Raw genomic sequence first — 23,627 nt, 5'->3', positions numbered from 1 at the left:
GCCGCCTCGTGTATGCCTTGCAGGATGTCTCCAAGCGCTTCGGCACCACGCAGGCGCTGCACGCACTGAACCTCACCCTGCCCACGGGGCGGACCACCGTGCTGTTGGGGCCGAGCGGCTGCGGGAAGTCCACGCTGGTGCGATTGCTCAACGGGCTGCTGCATCCGGACACGGGGCAGGTGCTCTATGGGGGCAAGCCCCTGCCCACGGACGCGAAGGCGCTGCTGTCGCTGCGTCATCGGGTGGGCTACGCGCTCCAGGGGGGCGGGCTGTTTCCGCATCTCACGGGAGAGGAGAACGTCACGCTGATGGCGCAGCACCTGCGCTGGTCTCCCGCGAAGACTCGCGAGCGGAGGGACGTGTTGGTGGAGCTGACGCGGTTTCCCGCGGAGGCGCTCGCGCGCTATCCGGCGCAGCTCTCTGGAGGACAGCGGCAGCGGGTGGCGCTGATGCGCGCGCTCATGTTGGACCCGGAGGTGTTGTTGCTCGACGAGCCGCTGGGAGCGTTGGACCCGCTGGTGCGGCACGAGCTGCAAGCGGACCTGCGCGCCATCTTCGCGCGGCTGCGCAAGACGGTGGTGCTGGTGACGCATGACCTCGCGGAGGCGGGGTTCCTCGGAGATGACATCGTGCTCATGCGTGAGGGACGCGTGGTGCAGCAGGGCAGCCTCGTGGACCTGGAGACCCGTCCCGCCGACCCGTTCGTCACGCGGTTCATCCAGGCCCAGCGACTGGCTCCGGGGAATGGGGCCTCGGCATGAGCAAGCATGGAACACGCCCGCCGATGGGCCTCGCGGTGCTCCTCCTGTTCTCGCTGGCGCTGACCGCGTGCGAGCGCGCGAGCACGACCCAGGGTGAGCCCTCCGTGCGCGTGGGCTCCAAGAAGTTCACCGAGTCCGTCATCCTCGGAGAGATGGTGTCGCAGCTCGCGCGGAGCACCGGGGCGAGCGTGCGGCACCGGCGCGAGCTCGGTGGCACCGCCGTGCTCTGGGAAGCGCTGCGCCGAGGCGAGCTGGACGTGTATCCCGAGTACACCGGCACGCTGCGCCAGGAGCTGCTCTCCGGCCGCAAGCTGCCGGACGACGCGGCCCTTCGTGTCGCCCTGGCCGAAGAGGGGCTGCGCATGAGCGCGCCGCTCGGCTTCAACAACACCTATGCGCTGGGCATGAAGGAGGCCGAGGCCGAGCGCCTGGGCATCCGGAGCATCTCCGACCTGCGCGAACATCCCGAGCTGCGCTTCGGCTTCAGCAACGAGTTCATGGAGCGCGGCGACGGCTGGCCCGCGCTCCGCGACAGCTACCGTCTCCCCCAGCGCGACGTGCGCGGCCTGGACCATGACCTCGCCTATCGCGGCATGGAGGCGGGTTCCGTCCAGGTGACGGACCTGTACTCCACGGATGCTGAAATCGCCGCCTATGGCCTGCGCGTCCTCGTGGACGACCTGCACCACTTCCCCGCCTACGACGCCGTGCTCCTCTACCGCGCGGACCTGGAGGCACGCGCCCCGGAGGCCCTCGCGGCCATCCTTCGACTCTCCGGCACGCTGTCGGAGGAGAAGATGGTGAAGCTCAACGCCCGCGCGCGACTGGAGCGCGTGCCCGAAGCCCAGGTGGCCTCCGACTTCCTCGCGCAAGCCCTGGGCGTCTCCACCGTCGTGCACGGCGACAGCCTCGTCTCCCGCGTCTGGCTGCGCACCCGGGAGCACCTGTTCCTCGTCGGCGTCTCGCTGCTCGGGGCCCTGGCGCTCGCGGTGCCGCTGGGCGTGCTCGCGTCGCGCAGTCCCCGACTCGGGCAGGGCGTGCTCGGCCTCGCCGGCGTCATCCAGACCATCCCCTCGCTGGCGCTGCTCGTGATGATGATTCCGCTGCTGGGCATCGGCTTCCGGCCGGCCATCGCCGCGCTGTTCCTCTACAGCCTCCTGCCCATCGTCCGGAACACGGCCTCGGGACTCACCGGCATCCCCCTGGAGGTGCGCGAGTCCGCGGACGCGCTGGGCCTGCCTCCACGCGCGCGGCTGTGGCGCATCGATTTGCCCATGGCCTCGCCCTCCATCCTCGCGGGCATCCAGACGGCCGCCGTCATCAACGTGGGCACCGCCACGCTCGGCGCGCTCGTGGGCGCGGGCGGCTACGGCCAGCCCATCCTCACCGGCATCCGCCTGGACGACACGCGCCTCATCCTGGAAGGCGCGGTGCCCGCCGCGGTGCTCGCCCTGCTCGTCAGCGGCGCGTTCGAGGCCCTGGGTCGCGTCCTCGTCCCCAAGGGCCTGCGGCTGCGCGCGGAGTCGGAGTCCCGCTGACGCGCTACACGGGAGACGCGTGCGTCGGCACCGTCTCCACCACCGGCTCCGCCCTCGGCGCATCGGCCGCGAGCCCCGCCGCGCACAGGCTCACCACCGCCATCCACACGAAGTCCGCCAGCAGCAGGTGCACCAACTGCAACCACACCGGCGCCAGCAGCACCACGTTGACCAGGCCCGCCACCAACTGCACCGAGTAGAGGATGGTGATGATGAGCGCCGCGCGCTTCACCTCGACCGAGGGCCTCAGCCGCGCCATCCACCGTCCCATCAACACCAGCAGCGCGCCCATGGACACCGCGAGCACCGGGTGAAGGATGCGCCGGCGGATGAAGACGTGCGCCGTGTCGGAAACGTCCTGGCGCAGCCCCTCCATCAGCGTCTCCGAGGGGAACAGCGTGTCACCGAGCGCCGCCACCGCGCCGCTCACGCCCAGCAGCAGCATCCCCGCCACGCTCGTGCCCACCAGCACGCCCACCCACCCCTGGCCCCGGAACGTCAGCGGCGCACGGCCTCGCGCGAACCAGATGACCAGCGTCTGCGCCCCCACCAACAGGAACGTGTTCACCAGGTGCACGCCCATCCACACCGCGCGGCCCAGGGACGCGTTGTCCGCCACGTACTTGAGGAGCACGATGCCGGCGCCGACGAGGGCCTCCGTCAGCATGAAGAACAGCGCCCAGCTCGCCGCCTTGCGCACCGGGTGCCCCTTCGCATGTGCTCGAAGGGCCCACACGCACAGGGCCACCGCGAGAATCATGACGAGCCCGCTCGTCAGCCGGTGGGTGTACTCGATGAGCGTCTGCACCGTGGGCTCGCGGGGCACCACCTCGCCGTTGCAGTGCGGCCAGTGGTCGCCGCAGCCCGCGCCGGAGCCCGTCGCCCGGACGAAGGCGCCCCACAGAATCACCCCCAGCGTGAAGACCAGCACTCCGACGCTGAAGGCCTGGAACCGACGTGACGAGGCGGCGTGAGTCATCGCGGTCCCCTTAACTCACTTCCACCCCACTCGCTGCCCGAGCCCCCTCATCCCGTTTCAACCGGGCCATCAGCCGCGCTGCTCGCCTCCCCGCTCGCAGTGCGTCAGGGCATATCCGGATAGGGCCAGCCGGATGTCCCACTCGGGCCATTGGATATACCTGCTCCCTTTGCCTACCCGTTCGGATGATTTCCATTGAGCAGATCCATTGGACTAAGGGCTGGCACGTATGGTGCTTAACGAATGGTCAGTGAGCGACGGACCTCTCCGGAGGCTGGCGACACACGATTTGAACAGGAGACCGCTCTCGGAGTGGTCCCGGCACCCAGGGTCGAAGCTCCCCCCCTCTTTGGCCCATGGGTGTGTTCTTTGAGAGGCATCGATTCGGAAGCAGTACTGCGCTCTGGGCCGGGGTTCCCCCCCTCCCCGGCCCGGAGCGTGACCTCTTCCTTCAGCCTCGACAGGTTCCCACAGGGGTGTGGGGAAACAGGGCGGGGCGCATCGCGGGTTGGGGATGATTCCTCGACCCTCAGCCCGCGATGCGCATCTGCTCCGCCCCCAGCACCGTCGGCAGCGGCCCGTAGGCCATGGAGCGCTCGATGACGTTGCGCAGCTCGCGCACGTTGCCGGGCCAGGAGTGCGCCATCAGCGTCGCCAGGGCATCCGGTCCCAGCACGGGCGGCTGCTGGCCCTCGGGAGTGAGCTGCCGGACGAAGTGCTTCGCCAGCGCCACCACGTCCTCGCGACGCTCGCGCAGCGGCGGCACCCGCACCGGCACGACTTGCAACCGGTAGTAGAGGTCCTCGCGGAAGCGGCCCTCGCGCACCAGTTGGCTCAAGTCCCGGTGGGTGGCCGCCACCACGCGCACATCCACTTCGACAGGCCGCGTCTCGCCCAGGGGGAACACCTCCCCGTTCTCCAGCACGCGCAAGAGCTTGGGCTGCACGTCCAGCGGCAGCTCGCCAATCTCGTCCAGGAAGAGGGTGCCGCCGTGGGCCGCGCGCAGCACGCCGGGGTGGTCCGAGGCCGCGCCGGTGAAGGAGCCGCGCCGGTAGCCGAAGAGCTGTCCCTCGAAGAGCTCCTTGGGGACGGCGGCGCAATTGAAGGCGACGTAGGGGCGCTGCGAGCGGGTGGACAGCACGTGCAGCGCTCGCGCGACGACTTCCTTTCCCGCGCCGGACTCGCCGGTGACGATGACGGTGGAGCGGCTGGCGGACAGGCGCGCCAGCTCCACGCGCATCCGCTTCATGGAGGGCGAGGCGGCGATGAAGCCCGGCAGCTCCGCGTCCCGGCCCGGCTCCTCCGGCGCGGACTCGTTCGAGCCGGGCGCCTCCACGTTCACCATCGCGAAGCCGCGCAGGGTCGCCACTTCCAGCGCGAAGCCGCCCAGCCGTGACAGCGCGGTGAGCAGCGCGCGGCCATCCGCCGGCAGCGGGCCCGCGACACCCAGCCGCAGCCGTCGTCCGCAGCCGTCGCCGAACTCCACCTCGTCCGTGCTCGGCTTCGTGTCCAGCCCCGCCAGCAGGGTGATGCGGCCCTGGGAGTCCACCTCCTCCAGGCGCGGCGCGCAGCCGGGGAACAGCCCTTCCAACACGCCCAGCAGCTCGCGCTGGATGAGGGGCGCGCCCATGCCTCGCACGGACAGCCGCTCGAAGGGCACCACCAGCGCCTCCGCGCCCAGGCGCTTCACGGAGGTGCTGTCCGTGACGGGAGCGCTCGCGCTGGGTGGAAGCACCGAGGCGGGGATGAAGTTGGGGGGCGGCGTCATCCCGCCCAGGCGGCGCAGCTCGGCCTCGCTGGCGGCCAGCAGCTCGTCGGCGGCGGGGTCGCCCTCGTGCTTCGCCAGCCACGCCAGGAGATTTCGCGTGTAGCCGGCCATGCACACGTCGCCGGAGAGGCGGAAGGTGCCCAGCGACGCCTCCAGCAGCTCGCGGGCCTCGCGCGTGCGTCCCTCCAGCACCAGCAACATGCCCTCGAAGCGGTGCAGCAGCGCCGAGTGCCACGCGGACGGCATCCGCTCCAGGAACGCGCGGGTGCGGCGCAGCACCGCGCGGCCCTCCTCGCGCTGGCCCGCGTAGCCGCGCGCGGCCGTCTCATAGAGCAGGCACTCGCGGCGCAGGTAGGGCCAGCCGCCCAGCTCCATGACGCGGGCCCCGGCGGCGGCGAAGCCCGCGGCGGCCTGTTGGGCGGGGCCGCTGGAGAGGTCCGCCATGGCCTCCACGAAGAGGGCGTAGGCGCCCGTGAGCCCGCGCTGGATGTCGCCGTCATACGCGGCCAGCTTCGCCGCGAACCGGCGCAGCTCCGTGGACTTGCTCGTCGTCAGCCACAGCCGCGAGCGCGTCACCGCGAGGTGCAGCGGCGACCAGCTCAGCTCCTCGACGACGGCGTCGGCCTCGTCCAGCACCGTCTCCGCCTCCGTGAAGCGGGCCAGGCGTATCAGCGCGTCCGCCTCCGCGCGCGCGGCGAAGATGAAGGAGAAGCCCCGCGCCATGCGTCCGCCGTACGCGGCCTCGCGCGCGCGGCGCACCAGCAGGAGCGCCTCTTCCGGCTCGCACGCTTCATCCAGGCGGCGCTGCGCGAGGAAGGCGAGGTTGCGTGCCTCCAGGAAGGCGTAGCCCAGCCGCGCCGCGCCCTGCGCCACCTCGCGGAAGCGCCGGGTGGCCTGCGTGGCCTCGCCCCGGATGGACTCCTCGTGCGCGCACACGTCCTCGGCCAGCAGGCGCAGCGCCGGGTCCGTCACCCCCGCGAGCGCCTCCGCCACGCGTCCGGCGTAGCGATTCACCCGTTCGATTTCGCCCAGGTAGAAGGCGCCCGCCATCTGCGCCATGCGCAAGAGACAGCGCGCCTCCGGGTCCGGACGCTCCGCCATCAGCGCCTCGGCGCGAGCGACGTGCGCGTCGGACTTGGGGACGTCGAGCAGCTTGCCGTCTGGTGACGCGTAGAGGTTGGCCGCCAGCGCGTGGACCTGCAGCTCCACCCACTCCGGCAAGAGGCCCGTCTCGGCTTCACCCAGGTGGGGGAGCAGCGTGGCGAAGGCGCCCCGGCTGTCCTCGCGGCCCCAGCGTTGGAGGTGGGCCAGGCCCACCGCCGCCAGCGCCCGCGCGCCCGGCGTCCTGAGCACGCCCGAGGCTCCCAGCGCCAAGAGCTCCTCCTCCGCCGCGCGCCACTCCGCCCGCTTCAGGCGCTCCAGGCAGGGCTGGAGCCGGACGCTCTCCTCGGGACGCAGGGGTTGACGGGACAGGGAGGGCAGGCGGGAGACGCCGGCGAGCCCACCGGCCCCCAGCAACTGGCGCAGCGCCTGGCCCACCCGGCCACGAGGCCTGCGAGCCTGGGGCGCCGACTCCGGCAGCTCCCAGCGGTACACGGTGAGGGGGGTGACACCGAGCATGCGGGCGAAAGCAGCGCGACTGTGCCCTCCACGCAGGGCGCGGATGGCCTCGGGTCCCAGCTCTCCCCGCTCCCCCTTGTCCTCCAATGTCTCCACGACACCGAACCCCTTGTGCCCCCCGCGGACGCAATCTCATGGGCCTTTTCCAGGGAGAATGCAAACGATTGAGCATTTTCAAAGGTGAACCGAACGTCACGTTGAGAATGACGCGCCCTTATGAAGGAGACAGTGGGCGGAAGGCTCACCCTCCCGCGTCGCGGGGGGAAGTCGTTATCGTACCGCGTGCCCCGCATTCCTGAGTCACCTCCGCCCCCTTCCACGCAGCTCCAGGACGAGCGTCTCCGTCGGTTGGAAGGCGCCCTGTCGGAGGGGCAGGCGCGGGAGGACGCGGCCGTGGAGGCGTGGGTACGGAAGACGGGCCGCCTGCCGCCTCGCAAGGTGCGTCGGGCGTGGGAGAAGCAGTGGCGTCGGGAGGCTCATCGGGAGTCGCGCAAGGCGGTGCGGACCGGCCGTCGCTCCCGCTCCAACCGCTCCAGGGACCCGGCGAAGGCGGCGGCCTTCATCGCGTCGGCGATGGCGTGCCTCTTCATCGCGATGGGGCAGCCGCGGCGGCTGTGGTGGCTCGTCTTCGTGGCGCTGGGTTTCTTCCTCGCCGCGGCGGGCTACCTCAAGCGCCCGGAAGAGGAGGCGGGGCCCAGGCTTCCAGAGAGAGAGCCGCCCCAGCCGCAAGCCACCGGCGAGCCCGAGGACCCGAGGACGGCGCGGGTGGACGCGCTGTGCACGCGGCTCCTGGCGGAGCTGGGGCAGGGGCCCGAGGTGCTGCGCGAGGTGGTGCATGCGCCCGAGCGCACGGTGGAGGCGCTGCGCCAGGGGTGTCACGCGCTGGCGCGCCGTGAGCGGGAGCTGCGCGCGCTGGTGACACCGGAGGAGACCCGCCGGCTCGAAGAGGAGCGGGAGCGCCTGTCGACGCGCGTGGTGGCGGAGAAGGACGCGGTGGTGCGAGAGCGGCTGCAAGGCGCGCTGACGGCGCTGGACGCGCAGCGGGCGCAACGCGCGGAGCTGGCCACGGCGGCGGACCGGCTCGAGGCCGAGCACACCCGGCTCTACTACACGCTGGAGGGGTTGTACGCGCAGGTGCTGCGGGTGCGCTCGGCGGACGCGGCCGGCGAGAACATCGCCGGGCTGGGTCTGCGCCAGAGCGTGGAGCAGCTCGGCGCGGAGGTGGAGGCGGTGACGCAGGCGTTGGAGGAGGTCCACCGCCCGTCGGATGGCCGGGTGCGCACGCGCTGAGGGCTACTCGCTGAGGGCGCGGCCCTTGGGCGACGACTCGGCTCCGGAGGTGCTGGCCACGCGCACCGTCTTCGCGTTGAGGAACTCGTGGATGCCCAGGTCGGCCAGCTCGCGCCCGTGGCCGGAGTGCTTCACGCCGCCGAAGGGCAGCCGCGCGTCGGAGACGACCATGTCGTTGACGAACACCATGCCCGCCTCGACGCCGTCGATGAATTGGCGCTGCTCCTCCGCGTCCTTCGTCCACACGCTGGCGCCCAGGCCGAAGGGCGTCGCGTTGGCCAGTTCAATGGCGTGCTTGACGTCCTTCGCGCGCAGCAGCGTGGCCACCGGGCCGAACAGCTCGTCATGGAAGGCGGGCGCCTTCGGGGGCGGGTCCGCCAGTACGGTGGGCGGGTAGAAGTTCCCCGGGCGCTCCAGCGGTTTGCCGCCGAGCAGCAGGCGCGCGCCGGCCTTCACGCTCTCTTCTACTTGCGCGTGCAGACCCTTGAGGATGCTCTCGGTGGCGAGCGGGCCCAGGTCCGTCTTCGGGTCCATGGGGTCGCCCACGGTGACGCGCTTCATGCGCTCCACGAAGCGGCGCTCGAAGTCGGCGGCGATGGACTCGGCGACGATGAAGCGCTTGGCGGCGATGCAGGACTGGCCGTTGTTGATGAGGCGCGCGGACGCCGCCGTCTCCACGGCCTTGTCCAGGTCCGCGCTGGGCATGACGATGAACGGGTCGCTGCCGCCCAATTCCAGCACCACCTTCTTCAGCGACTTGCCCGCGGAGGCGCCCACCGAGCGGCCCGCGGCCTCGCTGCCGGTGAGCGTCACGGCCTTGACGCGCGCATCCTCGATGACGCGATTCACGTCGGCCGTCTCGATGAGCAGCGTCTGGAAGGCGCCGGCCGGGAAGCCCGCCTGGAGGAACAGCTCCTCCAGCGCGAGCGCGCACTGGGGCACGTTGTTCGCGTGCTTGAGCAGGCCCACGTTGCCCGCCATCAGCGCGGGCGCGGCGAAGCGCACCACCTGCCAGAAGGGGAAGTTCCACGGCATGATGGCCAGCACCGGGCCCAGGGGTTGATAGCGGACGAAGGCGGTGTCGCCGCCCACTTCGATGGGCCGGTCCTTGAGCAGGCCCTCCGCCTTGGCCACGTAGTAGCGGCAGGCGGTGGAGCACTTGCGGGCCTCGGCCTTCGCGGCCTCCAGCGGCTTGCCCATCTCCTCCGTCATGATGCGGCCGTAGCGCTCCGCCTCCGCGTCCAGCAGCTCCGCGGCGCGGCGCATCCACCGGGCGCGCTCGGCGAAGGACGTCCGACGGTAGGAGTCGAAGGTATCGGCCGAGAGCTGGAGCTTCATCTCCAGCTCCGCCGGGGTGAGGGCGTTGAACGTGCGCAGCGTCTTGCCCGTCGTCGGGTCGATGGTGGCGATGGCCATGGGAAGCTCCTTCTGGGGCTCCGTGATAGCAGCCGGGCGCGTCTGGACAATGACTCGGTGGAGGGAGCGTCGTGCCGCGTACGCGCCCGCGCTCCGCATTCCTGATATGCGACAGAGTCGGTCCGCTCCCGCCATGCCCCAGCTCCTGGTCCTCCCCGACGGCCGCCGTCTCCCGCTGGACAAGCCCGTCATCTCCGTGGGCTCCGATGCCACCTGCGACGCCGTGCTCAGCGCGCCCGGCGTGAAGCCGAGCCACGCGCTGCTGTTCCGCGACGCGCGAGGCTGGAGCGTGTCCCCCGCGGGCAAGGGCTGCGACATCAAGGTCCGAGGCAAGCGCGTGGACCTGGCGCCGCTGGAGCCTGGAGACCGCTTCCGCGTGGGCACCGTGGAGCTGGAGCTCGTCGACGCGGGGGAGTCCGCTCCCCGTGACGCGGCGGAGGTGGCGCCGCGACCGGAGGGCCGGCTGGTGGCGGTGCTGGCGGAGCTGTCCTCGCGACTATTGGTGCAGCGCCCGCCCCAGGAGTTGTTGGAGGTGGCGATGCGCGGGCTCGCCGAGGTGGTGGGCGCGGACGTGGGCTTCCTCGTCACCGCGGATTCGCGCGAAGGGCCTCGGCGCGTGGTGTGCGCCACGGGAGCCAGGCCCGAGGCGGCGGTGGTGGACAGTCTGGTGGACCGGGCGCTGACGTCGGGCTCGCCGGTGCGGGTGGCGGACGTGGAAGCGGACGCGGCGCTGGCCCGGACACCGAGCCTGGAGGCCCTGCGATTGGGCTCGGCGCTGGTGGTGCCGCTGCGCGTGGAGTCGGTGCCGCTGTCGGTGGTGTACCTGGGGCGACGGCTGGGAGCCCCGGCCTTCTCGGCGGTGGAGCTGGAGGAGGCCATGGCGCTCTCCGCGCTGACGGCGCTGCTCTTGTCGACCCGGCGCGAGCTGACGGAGCTGCGCGCGACGGTGGAGGGTCTCACCCGTCGCATCGAAGCGGCGACCTTCGAGGGGCTCATCGGCGAGTCCCCATCGATGCGTGCGCTGTACCGGCAGGTGGAGCGACTGGGGCCCACGCCGCTCAACGTCCTCATCGAAGGAGAGACAGGGACGGGCAAGGAGCTGGTGGCGAGGGCGCTCCATCGGCGCAGCGGGCGTCGCGGACGACTGGTGGCCATCAACTGCGCGGCGCTGCCGGAGAGCCTCATCGAGCGCGAGTTGTTTGGCCATGCGCGCGGCGCCTTCACCGGAGCGGGCGCGGAGCGGGCGGGGCTGGTGGAGGCGGCCGACGGCGGAACCCTCTTCCTGGATGAGATTGGAGACATGCCCCTGTCGCTCCAGACGCGCCTGTTGCGCGTGGTGCAGGAGCGCGAGGTGACGAGGTTGGGTGAGCACCAGCCGCGCAAGGTGGACGTGCGCGTGGTGTCGGCGACGCACGTGGGGATGGAGGAGGCGGTGCGACGAGGCACCTTCCGCGCGGACCTCCGCTTCCGGCTGGAAGAGGTGCGCGTGGACGTGCCCCCGCTGCGGGAGCGTGGTGACGACGTGCTGCTCATCGCCCACCATGTGCTGACGCAGGAGTCGCGCAGGGCGCGAGGCTTCACGCAGAAGGCCACGGAGGCGCTGCGCGGGCATCCCTTCCCCGGTAACGTGCGGGAGCTGGCGTCGCGCGTGCGTCGCGCGGCGGTGCTGGCAACGGACGAACTCCTGGGGCCCGAGGATTTGGAGCTGGGCGGTGACGCCACGCCGATGATTCCCCTGGAGGACGCGCGGGAGGCGTTCGTCCAGCGCTACGTGCGCGAGGCGATTGCCCGCTGTGGCGGCAGCAAGAAGGACGCGGCGGCGGCGTTGGGCATCGGCCTGCGCTCGCTGTTCCGCTACCTGGGAGAGGGGGACTGACAGGCCGCCTCCCAGGGAGGCCTGTTCCGCGTGCCAGTCCTGGCACGTTTCCCCCGGCGCCGAGCTCTCGTCGGGGCTGGGGCATCACGCAACCCCGTGGAATCGGGGCGTTTCGGTGTCTCGCGAGGCCGCGGCACGCACGTTGCGATGGGGCTGCCCATCGCACGCTGGCGGAGAGCCGCCACGGTGCAACCGAACCTCGGGGAGACGCACATGAAACATGTCGTGATGGGATTGTTCCTGGCGATGGCGGTCGTGGGCTGTGGCAGCACGAAGGACGATGACGGCGGGGGGCCCGACGAGAACCCCAGCCAGCAGGACGCCGCGCTGTGCAGCGCGAGCAAGGCCTGTCCCTCCGGGCAGTTCTGCTTCAACGGCCTGTGTGCGCTCGGCTGTCAGTCGAACGCCAACTGCGCGGCGGACCAGTACTGCGACGCCGAGGACACGGGCACCCTGGCCTCCTACTGCAAGAGCAAGAACGTGCCGACGTGCACCTCGAACAGCCAGTGCCTGAGCAACCAGGTCTGCATCGAGGGCCTGTGCAGCCTGGCGCCTCCGACCAACCCGCCTTCGTGCAACCCGGAGACGAGCGACTTCAAGGACGGCTGTGACAACTACTCCGTCTGTCTGGACCCGGATGACGACGGCTCGCGGCAGCCGTACTGCGCCAGCTTCGCGCCGTGCGCCGAGGACGGCGCCTGCCCCACGGGCCTGGGCGGCGCGGTGTGCAACGACGGCTACCTGGCCAACAAGGGCCGCTTCTGCATGCAGGGGCTTTGCCGTGACAACTCGAACTGCCCCTCATCGTGGAGCTGCGTGAAGCCCGTCGTTGGCGCCGTCCTGGGGTTCTGCAGCCCGGGGGCCTTCGGCTTCCCGTGCACGGAGAACGCGCACTGCAAGAGCGGCCAGTGCTTCGCCGCTCCCGGCGTCATGGGCGCCTGCATGTAGCGGACGGAGGTGGCCCTGTGTTCCCGAGTCGGGGGACACGGGGCCCTTCTATGTAGGGGCTGCGCTTCGAGCGTCCCTCCGCATAGAGTCGACCGGGCCTTGGTGATGCGCCGCCTTCTTCCGCTCTCGTTGCTGCCCGTGCTCGTGTTGCTCGTCGCGCCGGGCTGTCCGCTCGACATCCGCATCCGCTGTGACGAGTCCCAGGAGTGTTCCCAGGGACAGGTCTGTGTGCGGGGAGGTTGCGAGCCCGTGGACGCCGAGCGGGTGGGGCAGGCCTGTGGCGCGGATTCGGAGTGTGGCGAGGGCCTCACCTGCGGCCTGGGCTTCCCAGGTGGGTATTGCCTGCGGGAGTGCTCCGAGGCGCGGGACTGTCCTCGAGGCACCGTGTGCGCGACGGGGCTGGGACAGTGCTTGCGAGCCTGTGGTGAGGACTGTGCTCGCTCGGGATACGGCTGTGGCGCGGTGCCTCAAGCGGGCGAGCCGCTGACTGCTTGTGTGCCGGTGACGACGCCCGTGGACGGGGGCTGCACGGGTGCCGCGTGCGAGGTGCCAGACGGGGGCTGCACGGGCTCGGGGTGCGGTGTACCGGATGGAGGCTGTACGGGCACGGGGTGCGGGACGCCGGACGCGGGGTGTTCGAGCACGGTGGCGGTGGGAGGCACGTGTTCGCGGGCGTGTGAGTGCGCGGACCCGGCCGCGGCCTGCGAGGACTCGAAGTGCACGCTGACGTGCGTGTCGGACTTCGCGTGTCGGGGCGGGCGACGGTGCTCGAATGATGCGTGTGTCGTGGGTCCTCGACTGGGAGAGGCGTGCACGGACTCGCTCGACTGTCCCACGTTCGCGGGGTGTCCCAGGGAGCGGATGCGGTGCGAGGAGAAGTGCAACCCGAACGCCGGTGGCGGCCTCTGCGAGCCGGGCTACCAGTGTTCCCCGGACGGGCTGTGCGTCCAGGCATGCTCGGGCACGCCGGTGTCGGTGGGGGAGGTCTGTGAGAACTCGATGGACTGCTCGCCGTGTAGCGTGTGCCTGTCGTCGGGAGCGGCCTTGCGGTGTCGGCAGCCCTGCCGGCTGGACCGGGATTGCCCTGGAGGCGCGGTGGGGGCCTGCGAGCAGGTAGGGGACACGAAGGCCTGTCGGCTGTCGCTGTAATCCGCCGGGTTGCTCGCGGGGGCGCGCTCCCGGAGAATGCGCGGGTGATGACGGGTGAGGTGCTTGCGGGCCGCTACCGACTCGAGCGGGAGTTGGGGCGTGGGGGAATGGCCACGGTCTTCCTGGCCACGGACCTGCGGCTGTCGCGCCCGGTGGCGCTGAAGCGGATGCACCCGGGAGGTGGCACGGGCCGCGCTGAGCGCTTCCGCAGGGAAGCGGAGCTGGCTGCGTCCCTCCACCATCCCAACGTCCTGGAGGTTCACGACTACGGCGAGGACGGGGCGCATGGCCCGTTTCTCGTCTGTGAGTGGGTGCGGGGCGAGGACCTGCGCGCGCTGGCGGGGAGGCTGTCGCCGGTGCCGCCCGAGGCGGTGATGGTGCTGGGTTGGGAACTCGCCCGGGCGCTGGCGGCGGCGCATGCGCGCGGCATCGTCCACCGCGACGTGAAGCCGGACAACGTGCTGGTGGCGGAGGGAGGGCCGCTGAAGCTGGCGGACTTCGGCCTCGCCGCGCTGGAGGACCAGGAGCGACTCACGAGTACAGGGGCGGTGACGGGCTCGCTGCCGTACATGGCGCCCGAGCGCATTGATACGGGCGCGTACTCGCCCGCCTCGGATGTGTATGCGGTGGGGGTCATCCTGTTCGAGCTGTGCTCGGGGACGACGCCGCACGCGGGCAAGGGCGCGGCGCATCTGGCCGCGTCGGTGATGACGAAGGAGTCGCCGTCGCTGACGGAGGTGGTGCCGGGCACGCCCGAGCCACTGGCGTCGCTGGTGGCGCGGTGTCTGGCGAAGGACGCGCGGGACAGGCCTCGTGACGGGGCCGTGCTCGCGGCGGCGCTGGAGGAGCTGCTTCAGCGCGGGGTGGGACCGCCCGCGGAGGTGGCTCGGGAGTTCTTGGGCAATCCGGTAGCGGCTGTTTCCCGATGGCGTCGGGAGCGCTTCGAGCGGTTGTTGGAGGAGGGGCGTGGACTGCTGGCGCGCGGCGAGGGCGCGCGGGCCGCGAAGGTCCTCAACGCCGCGCTGGTGCTGGAGCCGACCTCCGCCGAAGTGGTGGCGCTGTTGCGCAAGCGGCCGAGGCGCTCCGGGTGGCGGGCTGGCGCCGTGGGCACGGGGCTCGTGCTCTGCGCGGCGGTGGGGTGGGGTGGATGGACGCTGGTTCGACGGAGCGGGACTTCCGGAGTGGAAGGGGCGCGCGTCACCGAGCCTTCGAGCGAAGCCATCACCGCCGAGCGAGCGAAGTCCGCACAGCGGGCGGGTGATGGCTCTTCCGCGGTGGAGACGCCTCAGGCAATTGAACGAGGGACGCCGTCGCGTGGTGCGGAGTCTCCGTCAGCGCAGGTGTCCCCAGAGACGGTGCCCGTGGATGGCTCCTCCTCCACCTCCGTCGACGAGCGGTCTCGTGCTCCCTCGGGTGTCAGTGAGCCACCTGCTCCACGGACAGAGCGCCCCACGAAGCCCGGCGAGTCACCTGCGCCGACGGGACGTTCGGAGGAAGTGGCCCCAGCGAAGCCCGGCGGGTCCCCAGCGCCGACGAGACATTCGACGAGAGGGGAGCCCGTTGAGGCGTCCCAGTCCCCAGCGCCGATGAAGAGCCCGGACATGGGAATCACCGTCTCCGATGCCCTGGTGCCGACGACGAGCCCAAGCGCGGGAACCACTGTCCCTGCGCGTCCCGCCGTGCTGAAGGTGACGGCGCGTCCGTGGGCGGAGGTGTTCGTGAATGGCGAGAGTCGGGGCTACACGCCGCGCGTACGTGAACTCTCGCTGCCACCGGGGACCTACCAGTTGCGCTTCGTCAACCCGCTGTGTGACGAGGTCGACCAGGTGGTGACGCTCGCACCCGGAGAGACGGTGGTGCGTGACGTGGTGTTGCCGTTGCGCAAGGCGGAGGTGCTCATCCTGGCGCCCGTGGGTGCGCGGCTCTTCTTGGATGGCCGGGAGGTGGGCGTCGCGCCCCTCCCTGGCCCCGTGGCCGTCGAACATGGGCGACACACGGTGACGGCGCGCCGGGCGGGTGCGCCTCCCTTGCAGCGAGAGGTGGACGTGGTGGCTGGTCGTCGTCTCGAAGTGACGCTGGACGTGACGCCGTGATGGGCGCGGCCTTGTTGATGACTGTGCTCGCGGCCACCCCGCTCGACGGCGCGCGCGGTGCCTACCAGTCCGGCGAGCTGTCCCAGGCTCGCGCGGAGCTGGAGTCCCTGCTCTATCCACTGCGGCTCGACGGAGACGCGTTGGAGGCGGACGCGCACCTGCTGCTCGCGGCCACCTACCATGCGCAGGAGGAACTCGCCCGGGCGGAGGACGAGGTGGTGCGAGGGCTGGCCGTGCACGGTGACGCGGTGCTGGACCCGCTGCTGTATCCGCCGGACTTCCTCGCCTTCGTGGAGCGTGCGCGTGTGCAGCACCAGGCGCGCATCGCGGAGCTGAGCGCGGAGCGACGTCCTCGACTGCTCCCACCGCCGACGCCCATCGTCGACCCCGTGGGCCAGGTCGCGGTGCCCGCTTCGCCGATGCCGACGCGGGCCTGGTATCTGGCGCCGTTGGGGGTGGGGCACTTCAAGCATGGGCGCTCGGGAATGGGCGCGGTGATGGCGGTGACACAGGGGTTGGGGCTCGCGGCGGCGGGAGTCTCGTTGGGGGCCTCGCTTTCCATGCGAGGGCCGGACGGCCGCTACAGCGCGAGTGACGCGGGGACGGCGCGGACGCTCAACGTGACGTACCTGGTGGGCGCCTATGCCTTCGCGGCGGCCTATGCGTATGGTGTCCTGGATGGGATGGTGTTGACGCCCGCCCCGTCTGCTCGGCCGGTGCCCTGAGGGACGGGCGGGATTTTCGTTTCGGGGAGCCCGCTTTTAAGAGGGGAGGATTGGAGGCCGACATGACCACCGACATCATCCGCGAGCGCCGTTTCAACCCCTTGATTGCCGGGGTGTTGTCGTTCTTCTTCCCGGGCCTGGGCCAGCTCTACAAGGGGCAGTTGTTCCGAGCCATCCTGTGGTTCTGCTTCGTCGGCGCGGGCTACTGGTTCTTCATCTTCCCCGGCCTCGTGCTGCACTTCTTCTGCGTGCTCGGCGCGGCCCTGGGCAGCGCGGGACAGGACCGGCTCCGGCTTCGCAGGTAGAAGACCCCAAGAAACTACACCGGTGAGAACTTCACGCCGGTAGCCTTCGCGCGCTCCAAAGCCTTCTTGATGTCCTCGGAGACGATGAGCGCGATGTCCCAGCCTTCCGTGCGGAAGACCTTGGCATCTCCCACCTTCCCGAGGTCGATGCGCATGTCATCGACGGCGTAGTACTGGCCTACCTTCTCGGGGAGTCCATCCTCCGGCTCCCAGCGCTGCACCCTGGACGCTGCGTCATCGATGCAGCGGATGAGCTTCGTGGCCACGAGGATGAGGTACTGGTCCGGGTGCCCCTTGATGGACACGGGGATGAACTGCACGTCATCGGGGGCCAGTTCCTTGAAGATCTCCGCCACCCTGACGTGGACCACGGGCGTCACGCCCACGCCCGCCGTGGAGAAGTCCAGTGCCTTGCCTGGCTCATCAATGGGTATTTTTAGAGGGCCTTTGATTTGGACAGGCCGCCCCGCCCTGAAGCTCCATGGGTCCTCCACTTCCTGGCCTCGTTCGTCTTCGGGGTCCCCCAGGTACCAGCTCCCGGCCTGAACGTTCTCGGCAAGGTCGAAGAATCGAGTGGGCATGGCGTGGTTCTATCGCTGCTGGCGCTCAGTCAGGAGCTTGTTGATGTCCGTCCCCTTCGTGGCGTCCACGCCCGCGTCGTGACGGAACGATGACCCGACGCGGGACGTCCGCCCGCCAACGGGTCTTCGTGCGCGTGTACCACTGTGACTGTCCCTTCTACGCAAGGAGCAGTCGCGCATGGGCATGTCCAGCGGTGGTGGCCGGGGTGGAATGAAGAGTGACATCAACGTCACTCCCCTGGTCGACGTGGTGCTCGTCCTCCTCATCATCTTCATGGTGGTGACGCCCATGATGAAGCGAGGCAAGGAAGTGGAACTTCCCCAGGCGAAGCACATCGAGGAGGAGGATGGGCCCGACCCGTTGATCCTCTCGGTGACTCCGGACCGAAAGCTGTTCGTGGAATCCGAGGCCTATCCGGACGAGCGCGTCCTTCAGGCGAAGCTCAAGGCCGAGCTGACGCAAGTGCCTCGGCGGCGGTTGTTGCTCAAGGTGGACCAGTCGCTCACGTACGCGGACGTGATGAAGGTGATGCAACTGGCGAAGGACTCCGGGGCGGAGAAGGTGTCGCTCGCGGTGGTGAAGCCCGAGGGTCAGGCGAGCGCGGGCACGCCGTTCCCGTTGACGCCCTGAGGACACGTCCGTGGGTTCCGGTACCGAGTCCGGAGCCCGCGAGGCGACAGTCCGCACGTCATGCGGGCCTCCATGCGCGGGCCCAGGCATAGTGTCGGGGATATGTGGCGAGGCTTGTGGGCGAGGATGTCCCAGCAGAATGTGGCGGTGACGCGGCTCTTCGGGATGCTGCTGTTGCTGGGCGTGTGCTGTCTGGGGTTCATCGCGTTGTCGGACGAGGTGTCGGAGGGGGAGACTCAGGACTTCGACGAACGGGTGTTGCGAGCGCTGCGAAGTCCAGAGGATCCGCTGGTGCCGAGGGGGCCGTGGTGGTTGCGGCTCTCCGCAGAGGACGTGACATCACTGGGGGGCGCGCCGGTGTTGATCCTGGTGACGCTGGCGGTGAGCGGCTTCCTGTTGCTGGTGCGACGTTACCGGACGTTGCTGCTGCTGCTCGTGGCGACGGTGGGCGGGACGCTGCTGAACGGTGCGCTGAAGCAGTTCTTCTCGCGGCCCCGGCCCTCGGTGGTGCCACACCTGAAGCAGGTGATGACGACAAGCTTCCCGAGCGGACACGCGATGTTGTCGGCCATCGTGTACCTCACGCTGGGAGCGCTCCTGGCACAGCTCGCGGAGAGCAGGCGCGTGAAGGCATACATCCTCACGGTGGCGCTGCTGCTCCCGGTGCTGGTGGGACTGACGCGTGTGTACCTGGGGGTGCACTACCCCACGGACGTGCTGGGCGGCTGGGTGGCGGGGCTCGCGTGGGCGCTGCTGACGGCGCTCGTCGCGCGTGGCCTGCGACGTCGCAGCCCAGCCCTGCGTGAAGAGACGCGCCGCGAGGTGGAGTGACATCGCCCGGTGGCTCATCCTCTCCGTGCAGAAGTAGGCCAACGACTCGTCCAGCAGGGCTGCTCGGTCTCTAGGAGACCGAGAGGGCATCAGTTCCCAGCGTCGGACACGAACGCATCCCCACGCCAGGCCTCACGAAAAAGCCCCCACGCGGCGTCCTCTGGGCGAAAGTCGTGACCCCGTGCGTCGTCTCTCCCGTCCCTCCCCACCGCGACCGTTCCCCTCTCCCGTGAGGTTCGCGGAATGAGCGTGTGGAGCTGGCTGGGTCGGTGGTTCCCTTCGCTGCGCAGCGAGCACGTCCCCATCTTCTACGACGAGGACTACCGACTCCCCCTCACCGGCATCGAGTCCACCGTCGGCGTCGAACCGCGCGGCGTCGACTTCACCACCTGGTACCTGCTGGAGAAACACGTCGTCCGTCCCTCGGACGTGCACCGACCCAGGCCCGTGAGCTACGCGGAGATGTCCCGCATCCACGACGCCTCCTATCTGGAGTCACTCAGCCTTCCGGAGACCCTCGCGCGCATCTACGCCGTCGACCCGTCCGAAGTGCCCGTGGACACCCTCCTGTCCAACGTGCGCCTCGTCTGCGGAGGCACCCTCGGCGCCGCGCGCCTCGCCTTCGGCCGCAGAGGCCCCGTCGTCAACATGTCCGGCGGCTTCCACCATGCCGCTCCCGGCCGCGGCGGTGGCTTCTGCGCCGTCAATGACATCGCCGTCGCACTCGCCTCCCTCAACGCCGATGGCTACGAAGGACAGACTGTCGTCCTCGACCTCGACGCCCATCCTCCCGATGGCACCGCCGAATGTCTCGCCGGACATCCCAAGGTCTGGATTGGCTCACTCTCCGGCAGCGACTGGGGCGCACTGCCCGAAGGCGTCGACGAGACCCGCGTGCCCGAGGGCGTCACCGACGACGGCTACCTCGCGTTGCTCGAGGCCACGCTGTCGCGCATGCCCAAGCCCGACCTCGCCTTCGTCATCGCCGGCTGTGACGTGCTCGCGGGTGACCGCTTCGGACGCGTGGGCCTCACCGTGCAAGGCGCGCGGCGCAGGGACCAGCTCCTGGCGCGCGCCCTGCGCGGCGTGCCGAGCGTCTGGCTCCCCGGCGGCGGCTACCACGCCGAGTCGTGGAAGGTCTTCGCCGGCACCGTGCTCGTGCTGTCCGACATGGGTGGGCGCCGCATCAAGGACCGCTATGACCCGCTCAGCGCCCGCTATCAGCGCATCTCCCGCCTCCTCTCGCAGGAAGGTGAGCCGCTCGATGAGCCGCTGACGCTGGAGGACCTGGAGGGCTCGCTCGGCCTGGGCGGCGCGGTGCAGCCCCGCGTGCTCGGCTTCTACACGGCGCAGTCCCTGGAGTACGCCCTCTTCCGCTACGGCCTCCTCTGGCAGGTGGAGCGACTGGGCTACAGCCGACCTCGCGTGGAGGTGGGCTCCACCGGCGTCGGAGACCGCATCAAGGTGCTGGGCCGCGCGGGCGGACAAGAACACCTGCTCGTCGACGCCGTGGTGGAGCGACGCACCATCGCGGGCGAACCCTTCTTCTTCGTCAACTGGCTCAGCCTGCGTCACCCCCGAGCACGCTTCAGCGAGCGCCGCCCCCAGCTCCCGGGCCAGGACGTCCCCGGCCTCGGCCTCGCGCGCGAGGCCACGGAGATGTTCGTCCTGATGGCCAGACGCCTCGGCCTCGCGGGCGTCGCCTCACGCCCCATGTGGTACCACCTCGCCGTGGTCGCCCGGGCCCGCTTCCGCTTCGTCGACCCCGCGCGTCAGGGCCGCTTCGAGGCGATGATGAGAGACCTGGCCCACCTGCCCCTGCTCGAAGCCACGCGCGCCGTGGCCGAGGGCCGCGTGTCGCTCAACGGCGAGCCCTACCGCTGGGAGCCGGATGACCTCGTCCTGCGCCTGGAGCCCGTCCCCGTCGACACCGACGTCATCGCCGCCGAGCGCGAGCGCTGCCACTTCACCGTGGAGCCCCGGCACTGAGTGGGGCGCCAGGCGCGTCCGTCCGCTCGAGGCGCGCTTCGCGGGAGGCAGTCCGTCACCGCGCCTCGGGCAGGCGCTCGCCCTCCTGGCACCCACCACGAACCCCCAGGGCTCATGGTAGGCAGGGGCCGTGGACCTGGACGCGCTCCGCCGTGAGCAGCACAAGCTCCGGCTCTCGTGGATGCCGTGGCTCTATTTCTCCCTCAAGCCCCGCCACCGCGCGTGGGCGGACGCCTGGCAGCGCGAGGTGCAGGACCTCTTGCGTGAGCTGGAGACCGTCGAAATCGCCGAGGGCTGTTTCATCGCCCCGCAGGCCCGCATCTTCGCCGAGCCCGGCCGCGCCGTCGTCATCGGCCCCGGGTGCAGCATCGCCGCGGACGCCTTCGTCCATGGCCCCGTCGTCCTCGGGCCTCGCGTGAGCCTCAACGCCCGAGTGAGCCTGGACGGCGGCGCGGGCGGCATCCGCATCGGCGAGGGCACCCGCATCGCCACCGGCGCCACCCTCTACGCCTTCGACCATGGCCTCGCCCCGGACCGCCCCGTGAGAGAGCAGCCCGTGACTTCCCAGGGCATCACCCTGGGCGCGGATGTGTGGATAGGTGCCAACGCGGGCGTGACGGATGGCGTCACCGTGGGGGACCACGCCGTGGTGGGCATGGGCGCCGTCGTCACCCGCGATGTGCCCGCCTGGGCCGTCGTCGGAGGGGTGCCCGCCCGTGTGCTCGGCGACCGCCGGGAGCGCCACCGCTCGGGGGCCCCGGGCGGGTGGGAACCGGGCGACCAGGAGTGAACCTTCTCCGGCTTCATTGACTTCCCGACATTCGCCGGCTCTATGCTGGGAGCAGACGTCGCCACCGGGAGGGGCACAGGGTGTTGGTCAGGCTTCTGGCAGCCATGTGCGCTGCCTGGGCGCTGGACCCCCGCCGAGGGCGCAGGAGGCCGAAGTGGCAGACGAGCGGCGGGACGTGGGGCGTGTCGAGGCTCCAGGACCGGTTCCCGAGGCGACCGAGGGTGGCCATTCCCCCCGCGCATCCTCGTCCTCCGCGGACAGCGGAGCCGCGATGGCGCGGCGTCTCCAGGTGCTGGAGGGACTGCTCAGTGAAGTCGTCTTCCAGCTCGACGCCGAAGGCCGCGTCACCTACCTGGGCCCCGGCTGGGAGAAGCTGACGGGGACGCTCAGGGCGGTGTCGCAGGGCCACCCGCTGGTGGAGGCCGTGCACCCGCCGGACCGCGACGCCGCGCGGGCGCTGCTGGAGTCGGTGTCCACGCAACGCCTGCCCGACGCGCGCCAGGAGCTGCGCCTGTCCGTGGGCGACGACGCGCGCTGGGTGGTGCTCACCGCGCGAGGCGTGCCCGGACTGCCCGGTGAAGTCGTGGGCACGCTGCTGGATATCGACTCGCGCCGTCGGGCCGAGGAGGCCGTCGCCACGCGCGAGCGCTACCTGGAGACGATGGTGGAGGTGCAGCGGCGGATGATGCCGCACCAGCTCCCCATGGACCTGTATGCCTCCGTGGTGGAGCCGCTGGGCCGCGTGTCCAATGCCAGCCGCGTCTACGTCTTCGAGATGCACCGCGGTCCGCAAGGCGAGCCGCTCGCCTCGCAGCGCGCGGAGTGGTGCATGCCGGGGATTCCTCCCAACCTGGAGGACCCGAACATGCACGGCCTGCCGCTGCTGGAGGCGCTCCTCCCCGAGCAGGCCTCCGCGCTGATGCACGGCGAGCCGGTGCAGGGCTTTCCCACGAGCTTCACGCCCGTGCTGGCGCCGATGCTGGAGGCGCAGGGCGTGCGCTCGGTGCTGCTCCTGCCGCTGCATGTGCACGGGCAGCTCTTCGGCGTCATCGGCTTCGACAACTGTCGCGAGGCGCGGCCCTGGGGGCCCATCGAGGTCAACCTCCTGTCGGGCGCCGCGGGCACGCTGTCGCTCGCGCTGGAGCAGCGCACGGACAAGGCGCTGCGCGTGCGCACGGAGACGACGCTGCGGCGCACCGAGGCCGGCGTCCACCTCCTGATTGAGGCCTTCCCGGACCCCGTCATGGTGCACGTGGGGGACGGCGTGCTGCTGTCGGTGAACCCGGCGCTGGTGCAGTACCTGGGCTACCGGGACGCGGCGGAGCTGGTGGGCACGCACGTGCTGGAGCTGGTGCGCGAGGAGGACCGCGGCGCGGCCCAGCTCTATCTAGGCCAGGCGCTGGAGGGGAAGCGGTCGTCGCGCGCGGTGGAGGTGCCGCTGGTGCGCCGCGATGGCGAGACGGTGGTGGCGGACCTGGTGACGCTCGCGGTCGTCTTCGATGGAACGCCCGCGTGGGTGACGATGGCGCGCGACTTCACCGAGCGGAAGCGCTCCCAGGCGCAGCTCATCCTCGCCGACCGCATGGCCTCCATGGGCCTGCTCGCCGCCGGAATCGCGCACGAGCTGAACAACCCGCTGGCCTACGTGCTCTCCAACCTGGACTTCCTGCACGCCACGGTGGGCCCGCGCGCGCGTCCGCTGACTCCCGATGACCTGGTGGAGTGCCGCCAGGTGCTGGACGACGCGCGCGAGGGCGCCGAGCGGATGCGGCAGATTGTCCGCCAGCTCCGCGTCTTCTCCCGCGTGGAGGACAACCGCGAGGAGCCGGTGGATGTGCACCGGGTGCTGGACTCGGTGGCGCAGATGGCGGCCAGCGAGGTGCGTCCCCGCGCGCGGCTGATAAAGACCTACGGCGTGGTGCCGCTGGTGCGCGGCAACGAGGGCAAGCTGTTCCAGGTGTTCCTCAACCTGGTCATCAACGCCGCGCACGCGATTGAAGAAGGCCAGTCGGAGACGAACGAGATTCGCATCACCACGCGGCCGGACGACGGCGAGCGCGTCCTGGTGGAGGTGCGAGACACGGGCGGCGGCATCCCCCCGGAGCACCTGCGTCGCATCTTCGACCCGTTCTTCACCACCAAGTCCGCGGGCCTGGGCACGGGCCTGGGGCTGTCCATCTGCGACACCATCGTCTCCGCGCTGGGTGGCCACATCTCCGTGGAGTCGGCCGTGGGCGTGGGCACCACCTTCCGCGTGGCCCTGCACGCCGCGTCTCCGCTGGACTCCGTCGCCCGTCACGGCCTCTGAGCCCTGACGGTGAGGGAGTCCCCTCGCGC

18 protein-coding genes are annotated in these 23,627 nt (G+C 70.8%); 14 read left to right on the top strand and 4 right to left on the bottom strand.

Annotation, left to right across the window (positions count from 1 at the left end):
• Positions 1-8 precede the first annotated feature (8 nt).
• Entirely contained in the window at positions 9-761 is a 753-nt protein-coding gene (locus G4D83_RS05575; protein WP_163863523.1) for an ATP-binding cassette domain-containing protein, read from the top strand.
• On the top strand, positions 758-2,299 hold the full coding sequence (locus G4D83_RS05570; RefSeq protein ID WP_240356172.1) for an ABC transporter permease/substrate-binding protein: 1,542 nt from the start codon (positions 758-760) through the stop codon (positions 2,297-2,299). Before G4D83_RS05575 ends, G4D83_RS05570 begins: the two co-directional genes overlap by 4 nt.
• Before the next feature lie 4 nt (positions 2,300-2,303).
• Here G4D83_RS05570 and G4D83_RS05565 read toward each other — a convergent pair whose 3' ends face one another.
• Positions 2,304-3,278, bottom strand: coding sequence for a COX15/CtaA family protein (locus tag G4D83_RS05565; RefSeq protein WP_163863522.1), 975 nt, complete (start codon positions 3,276-3,278; stop codon positions 2,304-2,306).
• A gap of 529 nt (positions 3,279-3,807) precedes the next feature.
• Positions 3,808-6,762, bottom strand: a complete 2,955-nt coding sequence (locus G4D83_RS05560) for a sigma-54-dependent transcriptional regulator (protein ID WP_163863521.1) — start codon at positions 6,760-6,762, stop codon at positions 3,808-3,810.
• Between the two features lie 186 nt (positions 6,763-6,948).
• Here G4D83_RS05560 and G4D83_RS05555 point away from each other — a divergent pair, with 186 nt between their 5' ends.
• On the top strand, positions 6,949-7,956 hold the full coding sequence (locus G4D83_RS05555; RefSeq protein ID WP_240356171.1) for a hypothetical protein: 1,008 nt from the start codon (positions 6,949-6,951) through the stop codon (positions 7,954-7,956).
• A 3-nt stretch (positions 7,957-7,959) separates the two neighbouring features.
• Here G4D83_RS05555 and G4D83_RS05550 read toward each other — a convergent pair whose 3' ends face one another.
• On the bottom strand, positions 7,960-9,372 hold the full coding sequence (locus G4D83_RS05550; protein ID WP_163863519.1) for an NAD-dependent succinate-semialdehyde dehydrogenase: 1,413 nt from the start codon (positions 9,370-9,372) through the stop codon (positions 7,960-7,962).
• A gap of 133 nt (positions 9,373-9,505) precedes the next feature.
• On the opposite strand from G4D83_RS05550, the gene G4D83_RS05545 reads away from it, so the two are divergent.
• The 6 genes from G4D83_RS05545 to G4D83_RS05520 all read left to right on the top strand — a co-directional run bounded on the left by G4D83_RS05545 (position 9,506) and on the right by G4D83_RS05520 (position 16,468).
• Positions 9,506-11,248, top strand: a complete 1,743-nt coding sequence (locus G4D83_RS05545; RefSeq protein ID WP_163863517.1) for a sigma 54-interacting transcriptional regulator — start codon at positions 9,506-9,508, stop codon at positions 11,246-11,248.
• 213 nt (positions 11,249-11,461) lie between these two features.
• On the top strand, positions 11,462-12,196 hold the full coding sequence (locus tag G4D83_RS05540) for a Dickkopf N-terminal cysteine-rich domain-containing protein (RefSeq protein ID WP_163863514.1): 735 nt from the start codon (positions 11,462-11,464) through the stop codon (positions 12,194-12,196).
• A 105-nt stretch (positions 12,197-12,301) separates the two neighbouring features.
• Positions 12,302-13,345, top strand: a complete 1,044-nt coding sequence (locus G4D83_RS45910) for a hypothetical protein (protein ID WP_240356170.1) — start codon at positions 12,302-12,304, stop codon at positions 13,343-13,345.
• Between the two features lie 107 nt (positions 13,346-13,452).
• A complete protein-coding gene (locus tag G4D83_RS05530; RefSeq protein ID WP_240356169.1) occupies positions 13,453-15,438 on the top strand; it encodes a serine/threonine-protein kinase in 1,986 nt (661 codons plus the stop codon).
• Entirely contained in the window at positions 15,438-16,163 is a 726-nt protein-coding gene (locus G4D83_RS05525; RefSeq protein ID WP_217911142.1) for a hypothetical protein, read from the top strand. The genes G4D83_RS05530 and G4D83_RS05525 overlap by 1 nt, the downstream gene beginning before the upstream one ends.
• A 62-nt stretch (positions 16,164-16,225) precedes the next feature.
• Positions 16,226-16,468: a hypothetical protein gene (locus G4D83_RS05520; RefSeq protein WP_163863508.1), complete on the top strand. Its 243-nt coding sequence runs from the start codon at positions 16,226-16,228 to the stop codon at positions 16,466-16,468.
• A 14-nt stretch (positions 16,469-16,482) separates the two neighbouring features.
• Here the strand turns inward: G4D83_RS05520 and G4D83_RS05515 are convergent, their stop codons facing one another.
• Positions 16,483-17,049 (bottom strand): imm11 family protein, encoded by a 567-nt coding sequence (locus tag G4D83_RS05515; RefSeq protein ID WP_163863506.1) that lies wholly within the window; start codon positions 17,047-17,049, stop codon positions 16,483-16,485.
• A gap of 178 nt (positions 17,050-17,227) precedes the next feature.
• Here G4D83_RS05515 and G4D83_RS05510 point away from each other — a divergent pair, with 178 nt between their 5' ends.
• From G4D83_RS05510 to G4D83_RS05490, 5 genes are all read left to right on the top strand, one after another.
• The gene (locus G4D83_RS05510) at positions 17,228-17,680 is read left to right on the top strand and encodes an ExbD/TolR family protein (protein WP_163863503.1); all 453 of its coding nucleotides are present in this window, start codon (positions 17,228-17,230) and stop codon (positions 17,678-17,680) included.
• A gap of 126 nt (positions 17,681-17,806) precedes the next feature.
• Positions 17,807-18,511, top strand: a complete 705-nt coding sequence (locus G4D83_RS05505; RefSeq protein WP_163863501.1) for a phosphatase PAP2 family protein — start codon at positions 17,807-17,809, stop codon at positions 18,509-18,511.
• Positions 18,512-18,754: 243 nt separating this feature from the next.
• Positions 18,755-20,500, top strand: coding sequence for a histone deacetylase family protein (locus tag G4D83_RS05500; RefSeq protein WP_163863499.1), 1,746 nt, complete (start codon positions 18,755-18,757; stop codon positions 20,498-20,500).
• 130 nt (positions 20,501-20,630) lie between these two features.
• Positions 20,631-21,290 (top strand): acyltransferase, encoded by a 660-nt coding sequence (locus tag G4D83_RS05495; RefSeq protein WP_163863496.1) that lies wholly within the window; start codon positions 20,631-20,633, stop codon positions 21,288-21,290.
• A gap of 271 nt (positions 21,291-21,561) precedes the next feature.
• Positions 21,562-23,598, top strand: coding sequence for an ATP-binding protein (locus G4D83_RS05490; protein ID WP_240356168.1), 2,037 nt, complete (start codon positions 21,562-21,564; stop codon positions 23,596-23,598).
• Positions 23,599-23,627: the final 29 nt, after the last annotated feature.

Source organism: Myxococcus eversor, from assembly GCF_010894455.1.
Classification (GTDB): domain Bacteria; phylum Myxococcota; class Myxococcia; order Myxococcales; family Myxococcaceae; genus Myxococcus; species Myxococcus eversor.
This window is presented reverse-complemented; position numbering and strand designations above follow the sequence as displayed.

Coding starts and splice junctions, on each gene's coding strand:
- G4D83_RS05515 (WP_163863506.1), bottom strand. CDS start 17,049: ATGCCCACTCGATTCTTCGACCTTGCCGAGAACGTTCAGGCCGGGAGC.
- G4D83_RS05545 (WP_163863517.1), top strand. CDS start 9,506: ATGCCCCAGCTCCTGGTCCTCCCCGACGGCCGCCGTCTCCCGCTGGAC.
- G4D83_RS05550 (WP_163863519.1), bottom strand. CDS start 9,372: ATGGCCATCGCCACCATCGACCCGACGACGGGCAAGACGCTGCGCACG.
- G4D83_RS05565 (WP_163863522.1), bottom strand. CDS start 3,278: ATGACTCACGCCGCCTCGTCACGTCGGTTCCAGGCCTTCAGCGTCGGA.
- G4D83_RS05525 (WP_217911142.1), top strand. CDS start 15,438: ATGGGCGCGGCCTTGTTGATGACTGTGCTCGCGGCCACCCCGCTCGAC.
- G4D83_RS05520 (WP_163863508.1), top strand. CDS start 16,226: ATGACCACCGACATCATCCGCGAGCGCCGTTTCAACCCCTTGATTGCC.
- G4D83_RS05490 (WP_240356168.1), top strand. CDS start 21,562: ATGGCGCGGCGTCTCCAGGTGCTGGAGGGACTGCTCAGTGAAGTCGTC.
- G4D83_RS05570 (WP_240356172.1), top strand. CDS start 758: ATGAGCAAGCATGGAACACGCCCGCCGATGGGCCTCGCGGTGCTCCTC.
- G4D83_RS05505 (WP_163863501.1), top strand. CDS start 17,807: ATGTCCCAGCAGAATGTGGCGGTGACGCGGCTCTTCGGGATGCTGCTG.
- G4D83_RS05540 (WP_163863514.1), top strand. CDS start 11,462: ATGAAACATGTCGTGATGGGATTGTTCCTGGCGATGGCGGTCGTGGGC.
- G4D83_RS45910 (WP_240356170.1), top strand. CDS start 12,302: ATGCGCCGCCTTCTTCCGCTCTCGTTGCTGCCCGTGCTCGTGTTGCTC.
- G4D83_RS05510 (WP_163863503.1), top strand. CDS start 17,228: ATGGGCATGTCCAGCGGTGGTGGCCGGGGTGGAATGAAGAGTGACATC.
- G4D83_RS05500 (WP_163863499.1), top strand. CDS start 18,755: ATGAGCGTGTGGAGCTGGCTGGGTCGGTGGTTCCCTTCGCTGCGCAGC.
- G4D83_RS05530 (WP_240356169.1), top strand. CDS start 13,453: ATGGCCACGGTCTTCCTGGCCACGGACCTGCGGCTGTCGCGCCCGGTG.